Genomic DNA, 26,141 nt, shown 5'->3' with positions numbered 1-26,141 from the left:
CACTTTACATAGTATATGAAAAAGAGTTTCCGATAACCGGAAACTCTTTTTTGTTTGGGATTGTCCTGTTGCGCTCTCGAATATATTTCTTCCAATTCTCGTATGAAGTAGAGTTTTCTTTTTAAGTGTTCTCTCTCCCTTCTTTTAAATCCCCATTTTTTTATTGTATTTTTGTAGCTGCAATGAAAAAGTATGTAGATGTCATATTACCGCTTCCGCTTCCGAAGAGTTTTACTTACTCTTTGCCGGATGAATGTGCGGAAGATGTGAAGATAGGCTGCCGTGTGGTAGTTCCTTTCGGGCGGAAGAAGTTTTATACGGCTATCGTCCTTAACGTTCATTATTGTGCTCCAACGGAGTACGAAGTGAAAGATATATCTGCATTGCTGGATGCTTCTCCCATTCTGTTACCCGCTCAATTCAAATTTTGGGAGTGGATAGCTGATTATTATCTCTGTACACAAGGCGATGTCTATAAAGCGGCACTTCCCTCCGGCCTGAAACTGGAGAGTGAAACGATCGTTGAATATAATCCTGATTTTGAAGCGGATGCGCCATTGCCGGAACGTGAGCAACGTATTTTGGATTTACTTGCCGTAGATTCGCAACAGTGCGTCACTAAACTGGAGAAGGACAGTGGTATCAAAAATATTCTTACGGTCATCAAGTCTTTGCTCGATAAAGAAGCGATTTTCGTAAAGGAGGAGTTGAGGCGTACTTATAAACCTAAAACAGAGGCACGGGTTCGGCTTGCGGGTACAGCGGATGAAAAGCGGCTTCATATCCTGTTTGATATTCTGTCTCGTGCTCCGAAGCAGTTGGCATTACTCATGAAGTATGTGGAGTGTTCCGGCGTTTTAGGAGCGGGAACTCCGAAAGAAGTCTCCAAGAAAGAACTGTTGCAGCGGACTAATGTGGCTCCTTCTGTATTGAATGGATTGGTGGATAAGAAGATTTTTGAAATCTACTACCATGAAATCGGGCGGTTGGATAAGCAGGAGAAGGAGATTGTCGAATTAAATCCTTTGAATGAGTTTCAACAGCGTGCATTTGATGAAGTCGTGCAGTCTTTTCAGGAGAAAAATGTCTGTCTGCTTCATGGGGTAACGTCCAGTGGTAAGACTGAAATTTATATCCATCTGATAGAAGAAGCGATTCGTCAGGGAAAGCAGGTGTTATATTTGTTGCCGGAAATTGCATTGACCACTCAAATCACGGAGCGTTTGCAACGGGTCTTCGGTGCTCGTCTGGGTATCTATCATTCTAAGTTCCCTGATGCCGAACGGGTTGAAATATGGCGGAAGCAACTGGGAGAGAACGGGTATGATATTATTCTGGGTGTTCGTTCTTCTATTTTCCTGCCTTTCCGAAATCTGGGATTGGTGATTGTGGACGAAGAGCACGAAAATACGTATAAGCAACAAGATCCCGCTCCCCGCTATCATGCGCGTAGCGCGGCTATTGTACTGGCCGCCATGTACGGAGCTAAAACCCTGTTGGGTACGGCCACTCCCTCTATCGAGTCATGGCAGAATGCAAGAGAGGGAAAATATGGTTTCGTACAACTGAAAGAACGATATAAAGAAATCCAGTTGCCGGAGATTATTCCGGTGGATATCAAGGAACTGCATCGCAAAAAGCGGATGGTCGGACAATTCTCGCCACTTCTGATACAACATATGAAAGAGGCTTTGGAACAGAAAGAACAAGTGATTCTTTTTCAGAACCGTCGTGGGTTTGCTCCGATGGTGGAGTGTCGTACCTGTGGTTGGGTGCCTAAGTGTAAGAATTGCGATGTAAGCCTTACCTATCATAAAGGAATTAATCAATTAACCTGTCACTACTGCGGTTATACGTATCAACTGCCGAAATCCTGTCCTGCCTGCGAGGGAACAGAACTGGTGAACCGTGGTTTCGGTACGGAAAAGATTGAAGATGACATCAAAATCCTTTTCCCGGAAGCTGCCGTAGCCCGGATGGACTTGGATACTACACGTACCCGCTCGGCTTATGAGAAGATTATTGCAGACTTTGAGCAGGGAAAGACGGACATATTGATTGGTACGCAAATGGTATCAAAAGGGTTGGATTTCGATCATGTCAGTATAGTAGGTATATTGAATGCTGATACCATGTTGAATTATCCTGATTTCCGTTCCTATGAACGTGCTTTTCAGTTGATGGCACAAGTAGCGGGACGTGCCGGACGTAAGAACAAACGCGGACGGGTGGTATTGCAAACCAAGAGTATCGATCATCCTATCATTCATCAGGTCATTGCCAATGATTATGAAGATATGGTAGGCGGACAATTGGTGGAACGTCAGATGTTCCATTATCCTCCCTATTACCGGCTGGTATATGTTTATCTGAAAAATCATAATGAAGCGTTGCTGGATCAGATGGCGGCAGTGATGGCGAATAAGTTGCGGGCTGTATTTGGCAATCGGGTATTAGGTCCGGATAAACCTCCTGTTGCCCGTATCCAGACTTTGTTTATCAAAAAGATCGTCGTCAAGATTGAGCAGAATGCCCCGATGGGACGTGCACGGGAATTGTTGTTACGTATCCAGCGCGAGATGTTGGCGGACGAACGCTATAAATCTTTGATTGTGTATTATGATGTAGACCCTATGTGATTTAATAATTTTCCCCCATATAATAACCTTTAATCATTTAATTAACTAACCATGAAACGACTTACTATTTTTTCTCTGACTTGTCTCTTTAGCGTGGGTGCAGTTTTTGCCCAGCAGGGAGTAACTCAATGTGGTGTTCCGACAGGACAACCGAAGTTCCCTTTACTGACTTATCAGGAGTTGCCTGATCCTACTGCACCTTCTGATAAAGAGTGGGCAGCGGTGACTTCCACTCAAGTCTCTTGGGGTACAACAGATACCCGGTATGCGAAACATCAACTCCCGCAGTTGAAGAAACAACAGACTGTTTCCCTGAAAGGCTGGCGTGGCGAACGTGTGAACGCGCAAGCTGTTGTGTGGACAGGCGTAGAACTGAAAGACCTGAATTTCAGCTTTGGTGATTTTAAAGACAAAAAGGGAAATGTTCTTCCCAAAGATGCATTTACAGGTGGTTTTGTCCGTTATGTGATGACGGATGAATTGAATAAGGATGGGAGAGGTGCCTGCGGACACCGGAAGTCCATAGATTATGATTCATTATTGGTGGCCGATCCTATTGATACCAACCTGAAAACGATGGCTTTGCCCGCTCACACTGTTCAACCGGTTTGGGTGCAGTGCTGGATTCCTCAATCGGCTACTCCCGGAACTTATCAAGGGGAGTTGTTAATCAATGACGGCTCGCGTTTATTGCAACGCCTGAATCTCGAAATTACCGTTTCTTCCCGTGAACTTCCTCAACCTTCGGAATGGGCTTATCACTTGGATTTATGGCAAAGTCCTTATGCAGTGGCACGTTATTATCAGGTTCCTTTATGGAGCCAGGAGCATTTTGACGCTATGCGTCCTTTGATGAAAATGTTGGCAGATGCCGGACAGAAGATTATCACGGCTACTTTGACACATAAACCCTGGAATGGTCAGACAGAAGATTATTTTGATACAATGGTCACCTGGATGAAACGGGCAGATGGAACATGGGCTTTTGATTATACTATCTTCGACCGTTGGGTGGAATTTATGATGAGTGTAGGCATTGATAAACAGATTAATTGTTACTCAATGGTTCCATGGGAATTGTCATTCCAATACTACGATCAGGCAACCAACTCTCTGCAATTCGTGAAAACTGCACCGGGTGATGCGGCTTATGAAGAAATGTGGGGAGCGATGCTTGCCTCTTTCTCCAAGCATCTGAAAGAAAAAGGATGGTTTGATATTTGTGCTATTGCAATGGACGAACGTCCGATGGAAGTGATGCAGAAGACGTTGAAAGTGATTCGTAAAGCTGATCCGGATTTTAAAGTATCGTTGGCCGGGAACTATCATGAAGAAATTGAGCCCGATCTATATGATTATTGTATTGTTATCGGACAGAACTTCCCGGAAGAAGTGCGTCTGCGTCGTGTTGCCGAGAACAAGCGTACTAATTATTATACCTGCTGTACGGAAGCCCATCCCAACACGTTTACTTTCTCTGATCCTGCAGAAGCAGCCTGGATGAGTTATTATTCATCTAAGAAACATCTGGATGGTTATCTGCGTTGGGCATATAACAGCTGGCCATTGGAACCACTGCTCGATTCCCGTTTCCGTAGTTGGGCAGGCGGAGATACTTACCTTGTATATCCGGGAGCTCGTAGCTGTATTCGTTTCGAGCGTTTGATTGAAGGAATACAGGCGCATGAGAAGATCAATATCCTTCGTCAGGAATTTGAGAAAAAAGGAAATAAGGCCGGATTAAAGAAGATAGAAAAAATGCTTGCTCCGTTCAATTTGGGTAGTATGCCGGAAATCCCGGCCGCAATAACCGTGAACCGGGCCAATCAGATACTGAACTCTTTTTGAGAAACAATCATGTATATATGAAGAAAATATTATTTGTCTGTTTAGGAAATATCTGCCGTAGCTCTACGGCTGAAGGCGTAATGCTTCATTTAATAGAAGAAGCGGGACTGGAAAAAGAATTTGTGATAGATTCTGCCGGAATCCTGTCTTATCATCAGGGGGAATTGCCGGATAGCCGGATGCGTGCTCATGCAGCCCGTCGCGGTTATCAATTGGTGCATCGTTCTCGCCCCGTCCGTACGGAAGATTTTTATAATTTTGATCTGATTATCGGTATGGACGACCGGAACATAGATGACTTGAAAGACAAAGCTCCTTCTCCCGAAGAATGGAAGAAGATTCATCGCATGACGGAGTATTGCACCCGTATTCCTGCAGATCATGTACCCGACCCCTATTATGGAGGGGCCGAGGGGTTTGAATATGTACTTGATGTTCTTGAAGATGCTTGCGCAGGTTTGCTTACTTCTTTAACTCAGGATAACTGATCCGGGTGTGATAAGCAATCTTTAGTTTTTCTTTGAACACAGCTTTCACTGTTGCTATATCCTTGAAAGTGATAGGACATTCTTTAAAGTAACCTTCAGTGACCTGGGAATCGATAATCTTATCGACCAGGTTGCTGATTGTTTCTTCTGTATATTCCGGAAGACTGCGTGAGGCAGCTTCTACGGCATCCGCCATCATCAGGATAGCCTGTTCTTTGGTGAACGGATTCGGGCCGGGATAGGTGAACAGTTCTTCATTCGGCTCTTCGTCCGGATGCTCGTTCTTCCAGGAAATATAGAAATATTTTGTTTTCCCCCGTCCATGATGCGTGCTGATAAAGTCCTTGATGGCTTTAGGCAGATTGTGTTTATCGGCTAACTTCAATCCATCCGTCACATGACTGATGACGACCTGCGCACTTTGTTCGTAATTCAGGTTCTTATGCGGGTTAACTCCTCCTGACTGATTTTCTGTGAAAAAAGCAGGGTTTTCCATCTTACCAATATCATGATACAAAGCTCCTGTACGTACTAACTGGCTTTTAGCTCCAATACGGATGGCTGCTTCTGCAGCAAGATTGGCCACTTGCATGGAATGTTGGAAGGTGCCCGGAACCGTCTCGGACATTTGCCGCAAAAGGTCATTATTGATATTCGAAAGTTCTACCAACGTTACATTGGAAGTAAATCCGAAAGTCTTTTCCAATAAAAAGAGTAAAGGATAGGTGAATAATAACAGAATTCCATTGATGATGAAGTAAGTGTACATTCGTATGTTCAACTTCGAGAAGTCGGTGGAAAGACCGTTCTCTGTCATCAATTCGAAGGCGAAGTAAATGGCTGCATAAGTCAGTATAACCAATAAAGCCGTCCGGAAAAGTTGGGACCTTTGCGATAGCTCTCTTAGACTGAATATCGCCACCAATCCTGCTGCCAACTGTGTCAGAATGAATTCATGCGGAAAGCGTAGGGATATGGAGCATATCAATATAGTGATGACATGCGTCAGGAAAGCAGTCCTCGAATCAAGAAAAACACGGATGATAATGGGTAGCATCGCGTACGGGATGATATACACATTAAATAGATTATGTGTTACCATAAAAGCGGTTATGACACTGTAAAATACAATCAACGTGAATAGCAATGACAGACTGCCTTTTCGTTGATAGTAGTCTTTTCGGAACAGGTCGAGATAAAGCATAAAACAAAGCATCAGCATTCCTACAAACAGAATCTGTCCGCCGAGAATCAGACGGTTCTGTCCCATGGACTCATTCCGTTTGATGGATTCTTTGCGTAATGACTCCAGGATATTATAGGTATGCGGGCTGACGATTTCCCCCCGGTCGATAATCTTTTGCCCGCTGACTACTAATCCGTTTGCCCAGGAATAGTTGTTCAGGATTTCTTCTTTGGCAGCCTGGGTACGTTCCTCGTCAAAGGTAAGGTTGGGGGTGATGTATTCGTTCAGGGAGCATTGCCTTAAAATTTCCCGGTTGAAATGAGTAGAGTCTGCTGACAGCAAGTGCTCATAGGCTTTTTTTACCGTGTAAAGATTCTCGGTAGCCTGTGGATTAGCCAGTTTGTCATCAATCACCATGACAGATGAAGTGCTGTCTTTGTGAAGCAGCTGTATATTCTCTGTCGAAACGATGCCTGCCTGATAGATTTCTTTTAAAGTGCGCTCAATGTACCGCAAATAATCGATGGAAGGGAGAATACCTTTCAGATTCGTATGGTAATTCTCTTTCAGCTTGGCGATTGCGTCTTTTTCTATATTTTTATCCAGTTGATAATAAGGTTGGAAGAAAGCCATCAGGCTATCTTGTTCCCTTTTTACCACTGCATCCTCTTTATAAATAGGAAAGTCGAAAGTAGCGATCAACTGTCCGTATTTCCAGGGCTTGTTGATGTCGAACTGGTAATTGAATTTTCCGTCACGTGGCAGGAAATAAACAATCAGCGCCACAGTGCCTACAAACAGCAGTGATTTATATAGTAAATCTCTCCATGAAAATCTTTTTTTCTTCTTCAAATGTTCCATATCCACTGAAATTTTTGCGAAAAGTACAAAAAAAAACAATAGTGTGGAAAAAAAGGTTTAATTTTGCCACGATTTACCTATACTAACCCAAATTATGGCAGAAAGAAAAGTAAGAGTTCGTTTTGCTCCAAGTCCTACGGGAGCATTGCACATCGGTGGTGTGCGTACAGCTTTGTATAATTATCTATTTGCACGTCAACACGGCGGAGACTTGATATTTCGTATTGAAGACACTGACTCTAACCGGTTCGTTCCGGGAGCGGAAGAGTATATACTCGAATCTTTTAAGTGGTTAGGTATCCACTTTGACGAGGGAGTGAGCTTCGGTGGTGAACAGGGTCCATACCGTCAGTCGGAGCGCCGCGAAATCTACAAGAAATATGTGCAGATTTTGCTGGAAAATGGAAAAGCTTACATCGCTTTTGATACTCCGGAGGAGCTGGACGCTAAGCGTGCTGAAATTGCTAACTTCCAATATGATGCATCTACCCGTGGTATGATGCGCAATTCATTAACTATGCCGAAAGAAGAAGTGGATGCACTGATTGCTGAAGGCAAACAATATGTTGTTCGTTTCAAAATCGAACCGAATGAAGATATACATGTAAATGACCTGATTCGTGGCGAAGTAGTAATCAACTCATCTATTTTGGATGACAAAGTGCTTTATAAATCGGCTGACGAACTGCCTACTTACCATTTGGCAAATATCGTGGATGACCATTTGATGGAAGTTTCCCACGTGATTCGTGGTGAAGAATGGTTGCCTTCCGCTCCTTTGCATGTGTTGTTGTACCGTGCTTTCGGTTGGGAAGATACGATGCCGGAATTTGCTCACCTGCCTTTGTTATTGAAACCGGAAGGTAATGGAAAATTAAGCAAGCGTGACGGTGACCGTCTCGGATTCCCTGTATTTCCATTGGAATGGCACGATCCGAAATCCGGAGAAATCTCTTCTGGTTATCGCGAATCCGGTTATTTACCCGAAGCTGTGATTAATTTCCTGGCTTTATTGGGATGGAATCCGGGCAATGATCAGGAAGTGATGTCGATGGACGAATTGATTAAATTGTTTGATCTTCACCGTTGCAGCAAGTCGGGAGCTAAGTTCGACTATAAAAAAGGAATATGGTTCAATCATCAATATATACAGCAGAAACCTAACGAAGAAATTGCGGAACTGTTTTTGCCTTTCTTGAAAGAACAAGGCGTAGAGGCTCCTTTCGAAAAGGTAGTGACTGTGGTTGGCATGATGAAAGACCGGGTAAGTTTCATTAAAGAACTGTGGGATGTATGTAGCTTCTTCTTTGTGGCTCCTACCGAATATGATGAAAAGACGGTGAAGAAACGCTGGAAAGAAGATTCTGCAAAATGTATGACCGAATTGGCAGAAGTGATTGCCAGTATTGAAGATTTTAGCATTGAAGGACAGGAAAAAGTCGTTATGGACTGGATTGCAGAGAAAGGTTACCATACCGGTAATATCATGAATGCTTTCCGTCTGACATTGGTGGGTGAAGGAAAAGGCCCGCACATGTTCGATATTTCCTGGGTATTGGGCAAAGAGGAGACGATAGCTCGTATGAAACGAGCGGTAGAGGTTTTGAAGTAATCGACACAGTACTATGCTTTACGACCTGGCAATAGTCATTTATGACTTTATCGTCCATTTGGCTGCTCCGTTTAGCCGCAAGCCCCGGAAGATGATGAAGGGGCATTGGGTGGTGTATGAACTCTTACGCCAACAAGTGGAAAAAGGGGAACAGTATATTTGGTTTCACGCTGCTTCACTGGGGGAGTTTGAACAAGGACGCCCTCTGATAGAAATGATTCGTGAGAAATATCCTAACTATAAGATATTGCTGACATTTTTCTCTCCTTCCGGTTATGAAGTGCGCAAGCATTACCGGGGGGCGGATATTGTCTGCTATCTGCCGTTTGATAAGCCGAGGAATGTGAAGAAGTTCCTGGATATTGCAAATCCTTGCATGGCGTTCTTTATCAAATATGAGTTTTGGAAGAATTATCTGGATGAGCTTCACAAGCGCCGTATTCCGGTATATAGTGTGTCGTCTATCTTCCGTCGCGAACAAATATTCTTTAAATGGTACGGTGGCACTTATCGCAATGTCTTGAAAGATTTCGATCATCTGTTTGTTCAGAATGAGGCATCCAAACGTTATTTGTCGAAAATCGGCATCAGTCGTGTGACAGTGGTGGGGGATACCCGTTTTGACCGTGTACTGCAAATCCGCGAAGAGGCTAAAGAGCTCCCGTTGGTGGAGAAGTTTAAAGGAAACAATTCTTTTACTTTTGTTGCCGGAAGTTCATGGGGACCTGATGAGGATTTATTCCTCGAATATTTCAATAATCATCCGGAAATGAAATTGATTATTGCTCCGCATGTGATCGATGAGAATCACCTGGTTGAGATCATCGGTAAACTGAAGCGTCCGTATGTGCGCTATACCCGTGCTGACGAAAGAAATGTATTGAAAGCGGATTGCCTTATAATAGACTGTTTCGGTCTGTTATCCTCTATTTACCGCTATGGTGAAATAGCTTATATCGGCGGTGGTTTCGGGGTAGGAATCCACAACACCTTGGAAGCGGCTGTATATGGTATTCCGGTGATTTTCGGACCGAAGTATCAGAAATTCATGGAGGCTGTTCAATTGCTGGAAGCAAAAGGTGCCTATTCTATCAAAGACTATGATGAACTGAAAACTTTGCTGGATCGTTTCCTGACGGATGAATTGTTCTTGCGTGAAACAGGAACAAATGCCGGTTATTATGTGACTAGTAATGCCGGGGCGACGGAGAAGATTATGCACATGATTAATTTCTAAATATATAGTGTAGATCAATGTGAATTCGATATAAGAGGGCAATACAAAACCTTAATAAACGAAGAATCACCTTTATTACAATTATCTGTGGTAAAGGTGATTCTTCGTTTATTAAGGAGTTTTGGCACACTTCTCATTGCTTTCGGCTCTTTGTCAAATTGGGTGGTAAATCCTTTAGAAAAACAGGCACCTACTGAATTAGATAAATGAATAGAGGGCAACTTTCCACCAGATTTGACGAAGAACCTGTTTCCTGCATTTGTAACCAGGCATTTTATTTGTTGACTTCTAACTCTAGCAACTCTTTCAACTCTTTGGCTGTTACGTGGGTGAATTGTTTTGCGATATTTCCTTTTTTATCTATTATCAGGTACATCGGTAATCCCGTCATCTGAAAATGATTCCAAAGATAACCCCACTGTTCTTTGTTCAGCCAGTAATGTTCTCCGGCAATGTCTTGTATTAGTATATCCCAAGTCTTTTTTATAGAACTGGGGCCTGTGAGGTAAATGAAAGCAACTTTGTCTTCACCTATTTCTTTCTTTAGTGGTTCATATTCCTTGATGATTTGCCGGCAGCCACCGCACCAGGTAGCCCAAAAGTCGATAAACTGTACCTTCCCTTTGTGGCGGGCAATGAGAGCAGTCAACAGTTCCTTTTCCGGAACTTGTGGTGCTTCGCAAATAGTGAATTTCTTTGTTATCGTTTTCTGTCGGGGTTGCATCTGGCGGTTCATGTCTTGAATGATACCTAAGAAAATAGGATTGGTAATTTCCGAAGCCATGAGCTCTTGTCGGGGTGTCAGAGGTTGTAAATTGTAAAAACTGGAACGCATATAGATTGCTCGTATGTAGTCAACTATTAAACTTGTGCTGTCTTGTATGATATTACTAAGACGTTCTTTTGCTTTGGAGAATGACTCCCATCTGAATAGGTCATTTTCTTTGAAGTATTTTGCACTAAGTGCCATTAGCTCGCTTTCTTGCTGAAAGGAGATACCTGCTTTGAAAGCCGTTTCATATTGATGGATAAGTGTCTGTTCCTCTTTAGTGAGTGGTGCATTTTTCAATAGATTTTTTTCGTAAGCGAGTGGGTCTTTGTGGGTATCATATAAATCCATGACTACATTGCGGTAATTATAACAATAGAGTGCTAAAGGGTGATTGACTGGGAAATCCTTCAAATAATTGTGGAAATCATCAGGCAAATATACATCAAGAAAAGCAGCAAAAGCTTGTTCCCGCGTAATGTTTTCCTTCTTTTGATAAGCAGTTTGCAGGCAATAGTGGGTGGCCTGTAGATTTTCCAGGCAATCAAATGCGCATGAGAGATTGGCGAGTGTGCGAGTGTCTTCGCTGAATTGTAACTGTGCGTTGTTGTGCGTTACATATCGTTTGTATTGGTTGATACATCGTTTTTTGAATTCATTGGCACTAATGCCTACAATGGAATCCAATAGGTCGCCATCACTATAAACAGGTGGTATCTTTGTTATCAGTTCCGGCTGGCACCATTCATTGTTAATGGTAGCATATTGACCGCTAAATACAAACTGTTTTCCTGGTGGATTACTTAGATTGATAGCTACATTTGTTTCTTTTTCGGGACTTAGCAGAATGACTAAATCAGCATTTCCTATCATCATCCGTACTTGTGTATGATGGTAGAGAGGAATATTAATAGTAAAGTTTCCGTCTGACTCAACAGTCGGATAAAGAGTTTCGGCTGTTCCCATCACGATATTGGGAGCTCCGATCTTGAATATCAGATTATCATTCGGATGGTAATTGGCGATTGTACCACTTAAAATGGCCTTTCCCTTCTGATATTCGGGGATGGGTAATTGTGCTTGTGCCAGGTTGAATAACAAGGACAAACAAAGACAAGTAAATAGTCTGTTCATGTTCATAGTAGTTCTTTTATTGCATTTATTATTTCTTTATCTGTATTCTCATTACTATAACCTCTGATTACTTTTCGTATGATTCGTTCTTGGTCTACTATGAAAAAGTAGGGTGCGGCACCACCGGTCTGATATTGTTTTATAACCTCATTTGTTGCATTTAGAATGGTATAATTCAATTCCTTTCGGTTTGCATAATTCCGGATGGCAGATACTTTACGACTCCAGGATTCTATTGCAATCAACTCAAACTCTTCACTGGTGAATAATTCTTTTAACTGTTTCAGAAAAGGAACAGCTGCCTGACAGGCACCACAACCAATGCCTGTGAAGTTGATTAGTATGATTTTGCTTTTACAGTCGGCTAATGATACCGGCTGTGCTTCTATATTTTCTAATATCCAGCCGGGAGCTTTTTTCCCTATAAGACTGGATGCTGTTGGTTCTGCTTTTTTCTTGTAGAGGTCGCTGTATTTTACTATCTCATAATCTTTGGGGAAATAATCAGACGCGTTAAAGTCGTTAATTGTTAGTTTATTGATTTCAAGATTCGAACAGGTTGAAACGGAAATATCATGCGACATCTCTCTCCGTTTTTTATAAGGTAGGTCATTCGATTTGTTGATCCATAACTCATAAATAGAAGCTGTACTGCCGATATTGAATGGAGGAAGTGGCATGTGATAAGCTTTTCCAAAGAACTCAACCTGTTGATTCTCATCAATGACTAATTTAAAATAATAATTATCACCCTCATCTTTCAACTCTGTTACAATATGATCCTTAGTGGTAAGTGCATATCTGATGATATTCTTTGCGTGATTGAAGAATGGAGGACTTACTAGTCTGAAAGGAAGTGGTCTGAATGTGAAATCATCAATTGCTAATTTCTTATTTTCGTGATAAGGTAATACTCTTATGTTGCCGTCATAACAAAATTCTAGTTTTGTTGTATCATTGGCATCTAGTGAAACATAGCTTGCACCTATGGTTGAGTCCATTGGATTATCGTACTCTTTAACGAAGCCATGCAAGGTAGATAATGCGGTTGAATCACCAGGTTGCCAGCTTTCGTTAGTGACATAGTAGGTTGCAGATTCAATCTTTTCTAAATTGGTAAGTACTTTCTTTAAATATTCTTTTTCTGCGTTTTGTGCATTGGCGGTTATTATTTCTGCCAATAAGAGAATTGTAAGTAGTAGTTTTATTTTCATAATGAATAAGTGCTTGTTGGTTCATTGCTCAGATTTAATGTCTTACAAATCTACGAATAATTCGTAATAAGAATATATTCAGAGGGTTAAATAATATAAATATGGACTTTGGAAATCAATGATGATTAGTTTTAGTAGTGTGGATTTTATGGTATGTGTTTGTAAATGGCTTATTTATGTGGCTATTGAAGTGTCAATGGTGTTCTGAAAAAAAACGTTCCCCCTTTTCTTAAAAATATAAGAGTAAGGAGGAACGAAGTTTTGTTTTAGGTTTTATTTAAAGCTATTCTTTATACCATTGTGAGTACATCAGATAGTTGTGAGCAATTTTTTGATTCAGTTCTTTGGCTTGTTCAGGATCTACCTTTTTAATGAATTTCGCGGGTACTCCTCCCCAAATGCTTCCCGGTTCAATGATGGTATTGCTTAATACCAGAGAGCCGGCGGCAACGATTGCTCCTTCACCGACTACAACGTGATCCAGTACGGTTGACCCCATCCCGACCAATGCGTAATCTTTGATGGTCGCCCCATGAATGGTGACATTATGTCCTACGGATACGTGATCGCCAATTTCAATAGTCGATTTCTGGTATAATGTATGCAAGACACTTCCATCTTGAATATTGACACCGTTGCCGATTCGTATGGAGTTGACGTCACCTCTTAATACCGTATTAAACCAAATGCTACAATCATTTCCTATTTTTACATCTCCTATAATAGTTGCATTATCTGCGAGGAAGCAGTTTTCTCCGATCTCGGGAGTAAAACCCCGTACTGATTTAATTAAAGCCATATAATATTTGTTTCTAATAAAGTTTTTTATTTAATGCAGTTCTATGTTGTACGACACCCGGGTGTCAGGCAAGTTCTTTTTAAAGGGAAGCAGTCGCCTCTTGTAACCAAACTTTTTCTTCTTCGTTAAGATCCGGTGATAGTTTCTCGTAGACAGTCTGATGGTAATTGTTTAACCATTCAATTTCTTCATTTGTCAGCATCTCCTTGATGATCCCTTTTTTGCAGATGGGGCATAAAGTGATAGTCTCAAACTTAAGATATTCTCCAAACATTCCCTCTCCATCTTTGCAAACTAACGTCAGGTTCTCCGTACGTATCCCGTGACTGCCTGTCTTATAAACACCAGGTTCGTTGGATGTAACCATACCGGGCTGGAGAATTGCAGGGTTTTCATTCATACGAATGCTTTGTGGACCTTCGTGTACACTCAAGAAATGCCCGACGCCGTGCCCTGTGCCATGGAGAAAGTTCATTCTGTGATTCCAGATAGGTATACGCGCCAGTACATCGAGTTGCGCACCACGGGTTCCGGCTGGGAATTTGGCCATAGCCAATGCTATGTGTCCCTTTAATATTAAGGTATAATCCGTCTTTTCCTCTTCCGTCAGTTCGCCTAATGCGATGGTACGAGTGATGTCAGTGGTTCCGTCCAAGTATTGTGCCCCTGAATCTAAGAGTAGGAATCCTTTAGGCTGAAGAGTTACATCGCTTTCTGGCGTTGCCGAATAATGCACGATTGCTCCGTGCTCTTTATATCCTGCAATGGTGTCGAAACTTTCTCCCATGTAGAGGGGCTGTGCTGCTCTGAATTCATGCAGCTTTTTATCTATACTTAATTCAGTTTCTTTTCCGGTGGATACAGATTCTTCCAGCCACTTGAGGAATCTGACAAGTGCCACTCCATCCCGTTGCATGGCAGCATGGATGCCGGCTATTTCCTGTTTATTGCGAATGGCTTTCAATAATGTGACGGGAGACTCGCCACGAATAATGGAACATTTCGGATTAATGGCCGAGTAAATCGCATAATTCGTTTTCCGTGGATCAATAAGAATATTTTCTCCGGGGAAAGAATTCAGGAATGTCTCTACCTCATCATATTTCTGTATTCCTATTTGTTGTTTCTTCAGATAAGTCTCGACCTCCGACGTCACTTTTTCCGGTGAAATGAAGTAAGTCACCTCGTCCTGCGTAATTAACAGGTAGCTCACTATGACTGGATTGCAATGTACATCGTTTCCTCGTAGATTGAGAGTCCATGCTATTTCGTCCAGTGCAGATATGAATAAAGCATAGACGCCTTTCTTCTTCAACTCCGCACGGATAGCGGATATTTTTTCTTCGCAGCTTTTTCCTGCATATTTGATATCATAAATAAAGGCTGGAGAGTCAGGTATGGAGGGACGGTCTTTCCAGATGTTTTTTAATGGATCTCCAAATATATCTACCTGTAACTGATGTGCCGCTAGTTCTTCTTTCATTTGTTCTACCTGTTGCACGGAGAACATTTTCCCGTCAATGCTTACAGATTCTCCGGGTTTTAAGTGCTGGCAGAGAAACTCTGTTATGCTTGGAGTTTCCGGCAGCATCTCTTTGTAGAGTGTGATGCCACTCCCTTCCAGTTCTTTCGCTGCCTGAAGGAAGTAACGTGAGTCGGTCCATAATCCCACTTTGTCCATCAGGATGACCGCTGTTCCTGCAGAACCCGTAAAACCGGAAATCCATTCACGTGACATCCAGTGGGGAGCCACATACTCACTAAGATGGGGGTCGGTGCTGGGGATAATGAATGCTTTGATGTAATTGGGATGGAATGTCATGCGCAAAGCATGTACTCGTTCTTTTATGTTCTGTTTCATACCTTATTATATTATTATAGACATGTAAGTGTTTCAAAGGTACTAACTTTCCGCATTTAATGACTTGTTTATGAATAGTTTTTGAGAAATATTTGCCGAAAGTTTTGTGAATAAAGAAAGTATGTGTAATTTTGCGGCGCAATTTGACTGCGGAATTTTTTTAATCATAACATATTAATAATAACAAAATGATTGTAGTACCTGTAAAAGAAGGCGAAAACATTGAAAAAGCGCTGAAGAAGTTCAAAAGAAAATTTGAGAAAACTGGCATCGTAAAAGAATTGAGAAGCAGACAGCAGTTTGATAAACCGTCTGTAACTAAAAGACTTAAGAAAGAACGCGCAGTTTACGTACAACAACTTCAGCAAGTAGAAGATTAATAATTCGTAATTTCCTTTGAATTATTGAATTCTTTTCATACATTCGTTGCACGATTTTAGATGTAGCGATATTATGTTGATAGAATCTTTTCTTGATTATCTCCAGTATGAGCGGAACTATTCTGAAAAAACCGTTCTTGCGTACGGTGAAGATATAAAGCAACTGCAGGAGTTTGCTCAGGAAGAGTATGGAAAGTTTAATCCGTTAGAGGTCGAGGCGGAACTGATTCGTGAATGGATTGTTTCATTGATGGATAAAGGGTATACCTCAACTTCTGTAAATCGTAAGCTAAGTTCGCTCCGAACGTTTTACAAGTATCTCATAAGACAGGGGAAGACGACTATAGATCCTTTGCGTAAAATAAAAGGACCTAAAAACAAAAAGCCGTTGCCTGTGTTCTTAAAAGAGAACGAAATGAATCGGTTATTGGATGATACGGATTTTGGCGAAGGATTTAAAGGTTGTCGGGACCGGTTGGTGATTGAAGTGTTTTATGCTACTGGCATGAGACTTTCGGAATTAATAGGTTTGGATGATAAGGATGTGGATTTTTCGGCTTCTCTTCTGAAAGTGACCGGGAAAAGAAATAAGCAACGACTGATACCGTTCGGTGATGAACTGCGGGAGTTGATGCTTGAGTATATCAATGTAAGAAACGAAACGATTCCGGAAAGGTCGGAGGCTTTCTTTATTAGAGAGAATGGCGAACGACTTTATAAGAATCTGGTCTATAATTTAGTGAAACGGAACCTGTCAAAGGTGGCAACGCTGAAGAAAAGGAGTCCTCACGTGTTGAGGCATACTTTTGCTACCACAATGCTGAATAATGAAGCAGAGTTGGGCGCGGTAAAAGAACTTTTGGGTCACGAGAGCATTACGACTACCGAGATCTATACGCATGCCACATTTGAAGAACTTAAAAAAGTGTATAAACAAGCTCATCCAAGAGCTTAAAAAAAAGGAGGTAAGTATGGATGTTAGAATTCAATCAATTCACTTTGATGCGTCAGAGCAATTGCAGGCATTTATTCAGAAGAAAGTGTCCAAGTTGGAAAAATATTACGAAGATATAAAGAAAGTAGAGGTGTCATTAAAGGTAGTAAAACCAGAAGTTGCTGAAAATAAAGAAGCAGGCATTAAAATATTAATCCCCAATGGGGAGTTTTATGCAAGCAAAGTGTGTGATACATTTGAAGAGGCAATTGATTTAGATGTGGAAGCGCTCGTAAAACAACTGGTTAAATACAAGGAAAAGCAACGTAGCAAATAAAAAAATCCCAAATATTTTGCGGGAAAGAAATAAATAACTAAATTTGCAGCCGTTTCGCTCGCGTTAGAACGTGACGGTTGCATTTTTTAGTAAGTTTGCCTCTTTAGCTCAGTTGGCCAGAGCACGTGATTTGTAATCTCGGGGTCGTTGGTTCGAATCCGACAAGAGGCTCAAAAAGAAACCGAAGAACAAAGATAGAACATCTGTCTTTATCATATTGTTTGAAAATAGTTCTTTTATTTCTTGATTTTGAAAAGGGCAAATACCAGAGTGGCCAAATGGGGCAGACTGTAAATCTGCTGGCTTACGCCTTCGGTGGTTCGAATCCATCTTTGCCCACAATCAGAGTGACAACTTTGGCAAGAATGCGGAAGTAGCTCAGTTGATAGAGCATTAGCCTTCCAAGCTGAGGGTCGCGGGTTTGAGCCCCGTCTTCCGCTCTCTTTTCTTGCTGTTATAGCTCAGTGGTAGAGCACTTCCTTGGTAAGGAAGAGGTCCCGGGTTCAAGTCCCGGTAACAGCTCATAAAGGATGTAAATGCTGATTATTAATCAAATAAATAACAAGTAAAGCTATGGCTAAAGAGAAATTTGAACGTACCAAACCGCATGTAAACATTGGTACAATCGGTCACGTAGACCACGGTAAGACAACGTTGACAGCTGCTATCACTACAGTGTTGGCAAAAAAAGGTCTTTCAGAATTGCGTTCTTTCGATTCTATCGACAACGCTCCTGAAGAAAAAGAAAGAGGTATTACTATCAATACTTCTCACGTTGAATATCAAACAGCTAACCGTCACTATGCACACGTAGACTGCCCGGGTCACGCCGACTACGTAAAGAACATGGTTACTGGTGCTGCTCAGATGGACGGTGCTATCATCGTTTGTGCTGCAACTGATGGTCCGATGCCTCAAACTCGCGAACACATTCTGTTGGCTCGTCAGGTAAACGTTCCTCGTCTGGTTGTATTCTTGAACAAATGCGATATGGTAGACGACGAAGAAATGTTGGAACTCGTTGAAATGGAAATGAGAGAACTCCTTTCATTCTATGATTTCGATGGTGACAATACTCCTATCATCCGTGGTTCTGCTCTTGGCGCATTGAACGGTGTTGAAAAATGGGAAGACAAAGTTATGGAACTGATGGATGCAGTTGATAACTGGATTCCACTGCCTCCGCGCGATGTTGATAAACCATTCTTGATGCCGGTTGAAGACGTGTTCTCTATCACAGGTCGTGGTACTGTAGCAACAGGTCGTATCGAAACAGGTGTCATCCACGTTGGTGATGAAGTCGAAATTCTTGGTTTAGGTGAAGATAAGAAATCAGTTGTAACTGGTGTTGAAATGTTCCGTAAACTGTTGGATCAAGGTGAAGCTGGTGACAACGTAGGTCTTTTGCTTCGTGGTATTGACAAGAACGAAATCAAACGTGGTATGGTTCTTTGTAAACCAGGTCAGATTAAACCGCACTCTAAATTCAAAGCTGAGGTTTATATCTTGAAGAAAGAAGAAGGTGGTCGTCACACTCCGTTCCACAACAAATACCGTCCTCAGTTCTACTTGCGTACTATGGACTGTACAGGTGAAATCACTTTGCCGGAAGGAACAGAAATGGTAATGCCGGGTGATAACGTAACTATTACAGTTGAGTTGATTTACCCAGTAGCATTGAACCCGGGCCTTCGTTTCGCTATCCGCGAAGGTGGACGCACGGTAGGTGCTGGTCAGATTACTGAAATTATCGACTAATACACAATAATTAATCAGTTCCCGGTTTTCATCGGGAACTGATTATGTACACACGGGAGTAGCTCAGTTGGTAGAGCACCGGTCTCCAAAACCGGGTGTCGGGAGTTCGAGCCTCTCCTCCCGTGCTAATATTATTGAAATGAAAAAGGTAATAGCTTATATTAAAGAATCTTACGACGAACTTGTACATAAAGTATCGTGGCCTACGTATTCTGAACTTGCTAACAGTGCAGTAGTTGTTTTATATGCTTCCCTGCTTATTGCATTGGTAGTATGGGGTATGGATGTCTGTTTCCAGAACTTCATGGAAAAAATCGTTTATCCACATTAAAAATTAGGAATTGAAAATGGCTGAGATTGAAAAGAAATGGTACGTTCTGCGTGCTATTAGTGGAAAAGAAGCTAAGGTAAAGGAATATCTTGAAGCTGATCTTAAGAACAGTGACCTTGGTGAATATGTATCTCAGGTATTGATTCCTACTGAAAAAGTTTACCAGGTTCGCAATGGTAAAAAAATTGTGAAGGAAAGAAGTTATCTTCCTGGTTACGTTTTGGTGGAGGCTGCTTTGGTTGGTGAGGTCGCTCATCACTTGCGCAACACTCCGAATGTGATAGGCTTTTTAGGTGGCTCCGAAAAACCGGTGCCTCTCAGACAATCAGAAGTGAATCGTATACTTGGTACAGTGGACGAACTGCAGGAAACGGGTGAAGAACTCAATATTCCGTACGTGGTGGGTGAAACTGTAAAAGTTACTTTTGGACCTTTTAGCGGATTCAGTGGTATCATTGAAGAAGTGAATAGCGAAAAAAAGAAACTAAAGGTCATGGTAAAGATATTCGGGCGCAAAACGCCGCTTGAATTGGGCTTTATGCAAGTGGAAAAGGAATAACACGGAATTGTTACGCTGTTGTTGTTCTTCGTTTAATGTTTATATATAAATCAATAAAAAAATGGCTAAAGAAGTTGCTGGACTAATCAAGTTACAGATTAAAGGAGGCGCTGCAAATCCATCACCTCCCGTTGGACCTGCTTTGGGTTCTAAGGGTATCAATATCATGGAATTTTGCAAGCAATTCAATGCCAGAACCCAAGACAAAGCAGGTAAAATTTTACCTGTTATCATTACTTACTACGCAGATAAGTCTTTCGATTTTGTAATCAAGACTCCTCCCGTTGCTATTCAATTACTTGAAGTAGCTAAGGTAAAGAGTGGTTCTGCTGAGCCTAACCGTAAGAAAGTTGCCGAGCTTACTTGGGAACAAGTTCGTACGATCGCTCAGGACAAAATGGTTGACTTGAACTGTTTTACTGTGGAAGCTGCCATGAGAATGGTTGCAGGTACAGCTAGAAGTATGGGTATCGCTGTAAAAGGGGAGTTCCCGGTTAATAACTAATAAACTTCAATTGTAATGGGTAAACTGACAAAAAATCAAAAGTTAGCTGCAGAAAAAATTGAAGCAGGGAAAGCATACTCACTGAAAGAAGCTGCATCTTTGGTAAAAGAAATCACTTTTTCCAAATTCGATGCTTCACTGGATATTGATGTACGTTTAGGGGTTGACCCGCGTAAAGCTAACCAGATGGTGAGAGGTGTTGTCTCACTTCCTCATGGTACTGGTAAAGAAGTGCGTGTGTTGGTACTTTGTACACCGGATGCTGAAGCTGCTGCAAAAGAAGCTGGTGCTGACTATGTTGGTCTTGACGAATATATTGAAAAGATCAAAGGTGGATGGACTGATATTGATGTAATCATCACTATGCCATCTATCATGGGTAAAATTGGTGCACTCGGTCGTGTACTCGGTCCTCGTGGATTGATGCCGAACCCTAAGAGTGGTACTGTAACTATGGATGTTGCTAAGGCTGTAAAAGAAGTAAAACAAGGTAAGATTGACTTTAAAGTTGATAAGAGCGGTATCGTTCACACTTCTATCGGTAAGGTATCATTCAGTCCTGATCAGATTCGCGACAACGCGAAAGAGTTCATCTCTACTCTGAACAAGCTGAAACCGACCGCAGCAAAGGGTACATATATTAAGAGTATTTATCTTTCTAGTACAATGAGTGCGGGTATTAAAATCGACCCGAAATCAGTGGATGAAATCTAATAAAACAGAGAAATAATGAGAAAGGAAGATAAAAGTACGATTATAGAGCAAATTGCTGCTACAGTAAAGGAATATGGTCACTTCTACTTGGTAGACGTTACAGCGATGAACGCTGCTGCTACCAGCGCATTGAGAAGAGATTGCTTTAAATCAGACATCAAATTGATGGTGGTTAAAAACACTCTGCTTCACAAAGCACTTGAAAGCCTGGAAGAAGACTTCTCACCTCTTTACGGTTCTTTGAAAGGTACTACTGCTGTTATGTTTACTAACACTGCAAACGTACCTGCTAAGTTAATCAAAGACAAAGCGAAAGACGGTATTCCCGGACTGAAAGCTGCGTATGCAGAAGAAAGCTTCTATGTTGGTGCAGACCAATTGGATGCTCTCGTTGCAATCAAGAGTAAGAATGAAGTTATCGCCGATATCGTTGCACTGTTGCAATCTCCGGCCAAGAATGTTATTTCTGCTCTTCAATCAGGTGGTAACACCCTTCACGGAGTTCTCAAGACTCTTGGTGAACGTACCGAAGCGTAAAAATGGAAAAAGGCGTCACAGCCTTGGGAATAACATCCCGAATAATTTTCAAAAATCAACAAGTATTTAAACATTAAAATCATACAAAAAATGGCAGATTTGAAAGCTTTTGCAGAACAATTAGTTAACTTGACAGTAAAAGAAGTTAATGAACTTGCAACTATCCTTAAAGAAGAATACGGTATTGAACCTGCTGCTGCAGCTGTAGCTGTTGCTGCTGGTCCTGCAGCTGGTGCTGCTGCCGCAGAAGAAAAAACTTCTTTCGACGTAGTATTGAAGAGCGCTGGTGCAGCTAAACTTCAGGTAGTTAAGGCTGTTAAGGAAGCTTGTGGTCTTGGTTTGAAAGAAGCTAAAGACTTGGTAGACGGTGCTCCTAGCACAGTAAAAGAAGGTTTGGCTAAAGACGAAGCAGAATCATTGAAGAAAACATTGGAAGAAGCTGGAGCTGAAGTTGAACTTAAATAACATTGGCCTGGTAATCAGGTAATTCGGTTAGGAATCCTTCACAAGAGGATTCTTAACCTTTTTGTGTATATATTTCAAATTAAGTTCTCCAAATTCATTGACAGATGTCTTCAAATACTGTAAATCAAAGAGTTAATTTTGCTTCGACTAAGAATCCGCTCGAATACCCGGATTTCCTGGAAGTACAATTGAAGTCATTCCAAGACTTTCTACAATTAGATACCCCACCTGAAAAGCGCAAGAATGAGGGATTGTATAAAGTATTTGCTGAAAACTTCCCTATTGCCGATACAAGAAACAATTTTGTTCTTGAGTTTCTGGACTATTATATTGATCCGCCGCGTTATACCATCGATGATTGTATAGAGCGTGGGCTTACTTATAGTGTTCCCTTAAAAGCGAAACTTAAGCTTTACTGTACGGACCCCGATCATGAGGATTTTGATACAGTGATTCAGGACGTATTCCTCGGCCCGATTCCTTATATGACTGATAAGGCTACTTTCGTCATTAACGGTGCCGAACGCGTAGTTGTGTCACAGCTTCACCGTTCTCCGGGTGTGTTCTTCGGTCAGAGTGTACATGCCAATGGTACGAAACTTTATTCGGCTCGTATTATTCCGTTTAAGGGTTCGTGGATTGAGTTTGCTACTGACATCAATAATGTGATGTACGCATACATCGACCGTAAGAAGAAATTGCCGGTAACGACTTTGTTGCGTGCAATTGGCTTCGAGAATGACAAAGATATTCTTGAGATTTTCAACCTTGCAGAAGATGTAAAGGTGAACAAGACAAATCTGAAGAAAGTGCTAGGTCGTAAATTGGCTGCACGTGTCTTGAAAACATGGATTGAAGATTTCGTTGATGAAGATACCGGTGAAGTGGTTTCTATCGAGCGTAACGAAGTTATTATCGATCGTGAAACCGTACTGGAAGAGGTGCATATTGATGAAATTTTGGAGTCGGGAGTTCAAAACATCCTTTTACATAAAGATGAACCGAACCAGTCCGATTTCTCTATCATATATAATACGTTGCAGAAGGACCCGAGTAACTCGGAAAAAGAAGCTGTGTTGTATATCTACCGTCAGTTGCGTAACGCCGATCCGGCTGATGACGCAAGTGCAAGGGAGGTTATCAACAACTTGTTCTTCTCTGAAAAACGATATGACCTTGGTGATGTAGGTCGTTACAGAATCAATAAAAAGTTGAATCTGACGACTGATATGGACGTGCGTGTCCTCACGAAGGAAGATATCATTGAAATCATCAAATATCTGATTGAGCTGATTAACTCAAAAGCAGATGTGGATGATATTGACCACTTGAGTAACCGTCGTGTACGTACAGTAGGTGAGCAGCTTTCTAATCAGTTTGCTGTTGGTCTGGCTCGTATGTCTCGTACGATTCGCGAACGTATGAACGTTCGTGACAATGAAGTGTTTACTCCGATTGATTTGATTAACGCGAAGACAATCTCTTCTGTAATCAACTCATTCTTCGGAACGAACGCATTGTCGCAGTTCATGGACCAGACAAACCCCTTGGCTGAAATCACGCACAAGCGTCGTATGTCTGCCCTTGGTCCTGGTGGTCTTTCCCGTGAACGTGCCGGATTTGAGGTTCGTGACGTTCACTACACACACTATGGTCGTCTTTGTCCGATTGAGACTCCTGAAGGTCCGAACATCGGTTTGATTTCTTCATTGTGTGTATTTGCTAAGATTAATGATCTGGGATTCATCGAAACTCCGTACCGTAAGGTGGAAAACGGAAAAGTGGATCTTTCTGATAACGGTCTGATTTATCTGACTGCTGAAGAAGAGGAAGAAAAGGTTATTGCACAGGGAAATGCTCCGTTGAATGATGACGGTACATTTGTGCGTAACAAAGTTAAATCTCGTCAGGATGCTGACTTCCCGGTTGTTGAACCGACAGAGGTTGATTTGATGGACGTTTCTCCTCAGCAGATTGCATCAATCGCGGCTTCATTGATTCCGTTCCTGGAACATGATGATGCTAACCGTGCATTGATGGGATCAAACATGATGCGCCAGGCGGTTCCTTTGTTGAGGAGTGAAGCGCCGATCGTAGGTACAGGTATCGAACGTCAGTTGGTAAGAGACTCTCGTACGCAGATTACTGCGGAAGGAGATGGTGTTGTTGACTACGTTGATGCTACTACTATCCGTATTTTGTATGACCGTACAGAAGACGAAGAGTTCGTAAGTTTTGAACCTGCTTTGAAAGAATATAGAATACCTAAGTTCCGTAAGACTAACCAGAACATGACGATTGACTTGCGTCCGATTTGCGACAGAGGCCAGCGTGTGAAGAAAGGTGACATCTTGACTGAAGGTTATTCTACTGAAAAGGGTGAATTGGCATTGGGTAAGAACCTGTTGGTTGCTTACATGCCTTGGAAAGGTTACAACTATGAGGATGCTATCGTATTGAACGAACGTGTGGTACGCGAAGACTTGTTGACTTCGGTTCACGTAGAGGAATATTCTCTGGAAGTTCGTGAAACAAAACGTGGTATGGAAGAGTTGACTTCTGATATCCCGAATGTAAGTGAAGAAGCTACTAAAGACCTGGATGAAAATGGTATCGTAAGAATCGGTGCTCGTATCGAGCCGGGTGATATCATGATTGGTAAGATTACACCGAAGGGTGAATCTGATCCTTCTCCGGAAGAAAAATTGCTTCGTGCCATCTTTGGTGATAAGGCAGGTGATGTGAAAGATGCTTCATTGAAAGCTTCTCCTTCTTTGAAAGGTGTTGTGATCGATAAGAAACTTTTCTCACGTGTGATTAAGAATCGTAGCTCAAAACTGGCCGATAAAGCATTGTTGCCTAAGATCGATGATGAATTTGAATCTAAGGTAGCTGATCTGAAACGTATCCTGGTTAAGAAACTGATGACTTTGACTGAAGGTAAGGTTTCTCAAGGTGTGAAGGATTATCTGGGTGCGGAAGTAATTGCGAAAGGTTCTAAGTTCAGTGCTTCTGATTTTGATTCACTCGACTTTACTTCTATTCAGTTAAGCAACTGGACTAGTGATGACCATATTAATGGTATGATTCGTGATCTGGTGATGAATTTCATTAAGAAATACAAAGAGCTGGATGCTGAATTGAAACGTAAGAAGTTTGCTATTACAATTGGTGATGAACTTCCAGCTGGTATTATCCAGATGGCAAAAGTATATATTGCTAAGAAGCGTAAGATTGGTGTGGGTGATAAGATGGCAGGTCGCCACGGTAACAAGGGTATTGTATCCCGCGTTGTTCGTCAGGAAGATATGCCGTTCTTGTCGGATGGTACTCCGGTTGACATCGTATTGAATCCGTTGGGTGTGCCTTCTCGTATGAACATTGGTCAGATTTTTGAAGCTGTATTAGGACGTGCCGGAAAAACATTGGGTGTGAAATTTGCAACTCCTATTTTCGACGGTGCTACAATGGAAGATCTGGATCAGTGGACAGACAAGGCAGGATTGCCTCGCTATTGTAAAACTTATCTTTGTGATGGTGGTACAGGTGAGCAATTTGACCAGGCAGCTACTGTGGGTGTGACTTACATGTTGAAGTTGGGTCACATGGTTGAAGACAAGATGCATGCTCGTTCTATCGGTCCGTACTCATTGATTACTCAGCAACCTCTTGGTGGTAAAGCACAGTTCGGTGGTCAGCGTTTCGGAGAAATGGAGGTTTGGGCACTCGAAGGTTTTGGTGCTGCTCATATCCTGCAGGAAATCCTTACTATCAAGTCTGATGACGTGGTAGGACGTTCGAAAGCTTATGAAGCAATTGTGAAAGGTGAACCGATGCCGCAACCTGGTATTCCGGAATCCTTGAACGTATTGTTGCACGAGTTGAGAGGATTAGGTTTGAGTATCAACCTAGAATAAAATAATAAAGAATACGTGGTGTCAACAAGCCGATGACGGTCTGTTGACATCCGTGT

Annotated in this window: 21 protein-coding genes and 5 tRNA genes; 21 read left to right on the top strand and 5 right to left on the bottom strand. The window is 41.9% G+C overall.

Annotation, left to right across the window (positions count from 1 at the left end; genetic code table 11):
• Positions 1-182: 182 nt before the first annotated feature.
• From priA to BSCG_RS06060, 3 genes are read left to right on the top strand one after another with little or no spacing between them, the layout of a single operon-like run.
• Positions 183-2,639: a primosomal protein N' gene (priA, locus tag BSCG_RS06050; protein WP_004310903.1), complete on the top strand. Its 2,457-nt coding sequence runs from the start codon at positions 183-185 to the stop codon at positions 2,637-2,639.
• A 51-nt stretch (positions 2,640-2,690) separates the two neighbouring features.
• Positions 2,691-4,487 carry a DUF4091 domain-containing protein gene (locus BSCG_RS06055; protein WP_004310902.1) on the top strand — a complete coding sequence of 599 codons (1,797 nt, stop codon included), beginning with the start codon at positions 2,691-2,693 and terminating at the stop codon, positions 4,485-4,487.
• A gap of 17 nt (positions 4,488-4,504) precedes the next feature.
• Positions 4,505-4,975 carry a low molecular weight protein-tyrosine-phosphatase gene (locus tag BSCG_RS06060; protein WP_004296375.1) on the top strand — a complete coding sequence of 157 codons (471 nt, stop codon included), beginning with the start codon at positions 4,505-4,507 and terminating at the stop codon, positions 4,973-4,975.
• Here BSCG_RS06060 and BSCG_RS06065 read toward each other — a convergent pair.
• Positions 4,950-7,022 (bottom strand): HD family phosphohydrolase, encoded by a 2,073-nt coding sequence (locus tag BSCG_RS06065; RefSeq protein ID WP_004296374.1) that lies wholly within the window; start codon positions 7,020-7,022, stop codon positions 4,950-4,952. The two genes, BSCG_RS06060 and BSCG_RS06065, sit on opposite strands and share 26 nt — an antisense overlap.
• Before the next feature lie 94 nt (positions 7,023-7,116).
• Between BSCG_RS06065 and gltX the strand changes: the two genes are divergently transcribed.
• A complete protein-coding gene (gene gltX / locus BSCG_RS06070; protein ID WP_008776917.1) occupies positions 7,117-8,634 on the top strand; it encodes a glutamate--tRNA ligase in 1,518 nt (505 codons plus the stop codon).
• Between the two features lie 13 nt (positions 8,635-8,647).
• Positions 8,648-9,871, top strand: coding sequence for a 3-deoxy-D-manno-octulosonic acid transferase (locus tag BSCG_RS06075; protein ID WP_008776916.1), 1,224 nt, complete (start codon positions 8,648-8,650; stop codon positions 9,869-9,871).
• Between the two features lie 274 nt (positions 9,872-10,145).
• Here the strand turns inward: BSCG_RS06075 and BSCG_RS06080 are convergent, their stop codons facing one another.
• The 4 genes from BSCG_RS06080 to BSCG_RS06095 all read right to left on the bottom strand — a co-directional run bounded on the left by BSCG_RS06080 (position 10,146) and on the right by BSCG_RS06095 (position 15,648).
• Positions 10,146-11,780, bottom strand: a complete 1,635-nt coding sequence (locus BSCG_RS06080; RefSeq protein WP_032849699.1) for a TlpA family protein disulfide reductase — start codon at positions 11,778-11,780, stop codon at positions 10,146-10,148.
• Positions 11,777-12,988: a peroxiredoxin family protein gene (locus BSCG_RS06085; protein WP_008776913.1), complete on the bottom strand. Its 1,212-nt coding sequence runs from the start codon at positions 12,986-12,988 to the stop codon at positions 11,777-11,779. The genes BSCG_RS06080 and BSCG_RS06085 overlap by 4 nt, the downstream gene beginning before the upstream one ends.
• Positions 12,989-13,271: 283 nt before the next feature.
• Entirely contained in the window at positions 13,272-13,787 is a 516-nt protein-coding gene (locus BSCG_RS06090; RefSeq protein ID WP_004307560.1) for a gamma carbonic anhydrase family protein, read from the bottom strand.
• Between the two features lie 79 nt (positions 13,788-13,866).
• Positions 13,867-15,648: an aminopeptidase P family protein gene (locus BSCG_RS06095; RefSeq protein ID WP_008776912.1), complete on the bottom strand. Its 1,782-nt coding sequence runs from the start codon at positions 15,646-15,648 to the stop codon at positions 13,867-13,869.
• Positions 15,649-15,836: 188 nt separating this feature from the next.
• Here BSCG_RS06095 and rpsU point away from each other — a divergent pair, with 188 nt between their 5' ends.
• From rpsU to rpoB, 16 genes are all read left to right on the top strand, one after another.
• Complete coding sequence (gene rpsU, locus BSCG_RS06100; RefSeq protein ID WP_002558090.1) at positions 15,837-16,028, top strand: 30S ribosomal protein S21; 192 nt, start codon at positions 15,837-15,839, stop codon at positions 16,026-16,028.
• A 73-nt stretch (positions 16,029-16,101) separates the two neighbouring features.
• Positions 16,102-16,983, top strand: coding sequence for a tyrosine recombinase XerC (gene xerC / locus BSCG_RS06105; protein WP_004307555.1), 882 nt, complete (start codon positions 16,102-16,104; stop codon positions 16,981-16,983).
• A 16-nt stretch (positions 16,984-16,999) separates the two neighbouring features.
• Positions 17,000-17,299, top strand: coding sequence for a ribosome hibernation-promoting factor, HPF/YfiA family (gene hpf, locus BSCG_RS06110; RefSeq protein WP_004296365.1), 300 nt, complete (start codon positions 17,000-17,002; stop codon positions 17,297-17,299).
• A 97-nt stretch (positions 17,300-17,396) separates the two neighbouring features.
• Positions 17,397-17,470, top strand: a tRNA-Thr gene (locus tag BSCG_RS06115).
• Positions 17,471-17,555: 85 nt separating this feature from the next.
• Positions 17,556-17,638: transfer RNA gene (locus BSCG_RS06120), tRNA-Tyr, on the top strand.
• Positions 17,639-17,666: 28 nt separating this feature from the next.
• Positions 17,667-17,739 (top strand) — tRNA-Gly (locus BSCG_RS06125).
• A gap of 10 nt (positions 17,740-17,749) precedes the next feature.
• Positions 17,750-17,821 (top strand) — tRNA-Thr (locus tag BSCG_RS06130).
• Between the two features lie 51 nt (positions 17,822-17,872).
• Positions 17,873-19,057, top strand: a complete 1,185-nt coding sequence (tuf, locus tag BSCG_RS06135) for an elongation factor Tu (protein ID WP_004296364.1) — start codon at positions 17,873-17,875, stop codon at positions 19,055-19,057.
• A gap of 52 nt (positions 19,058-19,109) precedes the next feature.
• A tRNA-Trp gene (locus BSCG_RS06140) sits at positions 19,110-19,182 on the top strand.
• Between the two features lie 14 nt (positions 19,183-19,196).
• Positions 19,197-19,388, top strand: a complete 192-nt coding sequence (secE, locus tag BSCG_RS06145) for a preprotein translocase subunit SecE (RefSeq protein WP_004296363.1) — start codon at positions 19,197-19,199, stop codon at positions 19,386-19,388.
• Between the two features lie 16 nt (positions 19,389-19,404).
• Positions 19,405-19,947: a transcription termination/antitermination protein NusG gene (nusG, locus tag BSCG_RS06150; protein ID WP_004296362.1), complete on the top strand. Its 543-nt coding sequence runs from the start codon at positions 19,405-19,407 to the stop codon at positions 19,945-19,947.
• 61 nt (positions 19,948-20,008) lie between these two features.
• The gene (gene rplK / locus BSCG_RS06155) at positions 20,009-20,452 is read left to right on the top strand and encodes a 50S ribosomal protein L11 (RefSeq protein WP_004296361.1); all 444 of its coding nucleotides are present in this window, start codon (positions 20,009-20,011) and stop codon (positions 20,450-20,452) included.
• Positions 20,453-20,467: 15 nt separating this feature from the next.
• On the top strand, positions 20,468-21,166 hold the full coding sequence (gene rplA / locus BSCG_RS06160) for a 50S ribosomal protein L1 (protein ID WP_004296360.1): 699 nt from the start codon (positions 20,468-20,470) through the stop codon (positions 21,164-21,166).
• 15 nt (positions 21,167-21,181) lie between these two features.
• A complete protein-coding gene (rplJ, locus tag BSCG_RS06165) occupies positions 21,182-21,703 on the top strand; it encodes a 50S ribosomal protein L10 (protein ID WP_004296359.1) in 522 nt (173 codons plus the stop codon).
• Between the two features lie 90 nt (positions 21,704-21,793).
• Positions 21,794-22,168: a 50S ribosomal protein L7/L12 gene (gene rplL / locus BSCG_RS06170; protein ID WP_004296358.1), complete on the top strand. Its 375-nt coding sequence runs from the start codon at positions 21,794-21,796 to the stop codon at positions 22,166-22,168.
• Between the two features lie 104 nt (positions 22,169-22,272).
• Entirely contained in the window at positions 22,273-26,085 is a 3,813-nt protein-coding gene (rpoB, locus tag BSCG_RS06175) for a DNA-directed RNA polymerase subunit beta (RefSeq protein ID WP_004307544.1), read from the top strand.
• Positions 26,086-26,141 lie beyond the last annotated feature (56 nt).

It is taken from the genome of Bacteroides sp. 2_2_4 (genome assembly GCF_000157055.1).
Taxonomy (GTDB): domain Bacteria; phylum Bacteroidota; class Bacteroidia; order Bacteroidales; family Bacteroidaceae; genus Bacteroides; species Bacteroides ovatus.
Note: the sequence above shows the minus strand (reverse complement) of the source record. Positions and strands in the feature narration are given on the sequence as shown.

Excerpts from the sequence above, each read along its gene's own strand:
- BSCG_RS06080 (WP_032849699.1), bottom strand. The coding sequence starts at position 11,780 with ATGAACATGAACAGACTATTTACTTGTCTTTGTTTGTCCTTGTTATTC.
- rpsU (WP_002558090.1), top strand. The coding sequence starts at position 15,837 with ATGATTGTAGTACCTGTAAAAGAAGGCGAAAACATTGAAAAAGCGCTG.
- BSCG_RS06075 (WP_008776916.1), top strand. The coding sequence starts at position 8,648 with ATGCTTTACGACCTGGCAATAGTCATTTATGACTTTATCGTCCATTTG.
- gltX (WP_008776917.1), top strand. The coding sequence starts at position 7,117 with ATGGCAGAAAGAAAAGTAAGAGTTCGTTTTGCTCCAAGTCCTACGGGA.
- rplL (WP_004296358.1), top strand. The coding sequence starts at position 21,794 with ATGGCAGATTTGAAAGCTTTTGCAGAACAATTAGTTAACTTGACAGTA.
- rplK (WP_004296361.1), top strand. The coding sequence starts at position 20,009 with ATGGCTAAAGAAGTTGCTGGACTAATCAAGTTACAGATTAAAGGAGGC.
- BSCG_RS06090 (WP_004307560.1), bottom strand. The coding sequence starts at position 13,787 with ATGGCTTTAATTAAATCAGTACGGGGTTTTACTCCCGAGATCGGAGAA.
- xerC (WP_004307555.1), top strand. The coding sequence starts at position 16,102 with ATGTTGATAGAATCTTTTCTTGATTATCTCCAGTATGAGCGGAACTAT.
- secE (WP_004296363.1), top strand. The coding sequence starts at position 19,197 with ATGAAAAAGGTAATAGCTTATATTAAAGAATCTTACGACGAACTTGTA.
- BSCG_RS06085 (WP_008776913.1), bottom strand. The coding sequence starts at position 12,988 with ATGAAAATAAAACTACTACTTACAATTCTCTTATTGGCAGAAATAATA.
- BSCG_RS06095 (WP_008776912.1), bottom strand. The coding sequence starts at position 15,648 with ATGAAACAGAACATAAAAGAACGAGTACATGCTTTGCGCATGACATTC.
- rpoB (WP_004307544.1), top strand. The coding sequence starts at position 22,273 with ATGTCTTCAAATACTGTAAATCAAAGAGTTAATTTTGCTTCGACTAAG.
- rplA (WP_004296360.1), top strand. The coding sequence starts at position 20,468 with ATGGGTAAACTGACAAAAAATCAAAAGTTAGCTGCAGAAAAAATTGAA.
- BSCG_RS06055 (WP_004310902.1), top strand. The coding sequence starts at position 2,691 with ATGAAACGACTTACTATTTTTTCTCTGACTTGTCTCTTTAGCGTGGGT.
- BSCG_RS06060 (WP_004296375.1), top strand. The coding sequence starts at position 4,505 with ATGAAGAAAATATTATTTGTCTGTTTAGGAAATATCTGCCGTAGCTCT.
- BSCG_RS06065 (WP_004296374.1), bottom strand. The coding sequence starts at position 7,022 with ATGGAACATTTGAAGAAGAAAAAAAGATTTTCATGGAGAGATTTACTA.
- priA (WP_004310903.1), top strand. The coding sequence starts at position 183 with ATGAAAAAGTATGTAGATGTCATATTACCGCTTCCGCTTCCGAAGAGT.
- rplJ (WP_004296359.1), top strand. The coding sequence starts at position 21,182 with ATGAGAAAGGAAGATAAAAGTACGATTATAGAGCAAATTGCTGCTACA.
- tuf (WP_004296364.1), top strand. The coding sequence starts at position 17,873 with ATGGCTAAAGAGAAATTTGAACGTACCAAACCGCATGTAAACATTGGT.
- nusG (WP_004296362.1), top strand. The coding sequence starts at position 19,405 with ATGGCTGAGATTGAAAAGAAATGGTACGTTCTGCGTGCTATTAGTGGA.
- hpf (WP_004296365.1), top strand. The coding sequence starts at position 17,000 with ATGGATGTTAGAATTCAATCAATTCACTTTGATGCGTCAGAGCAATTG.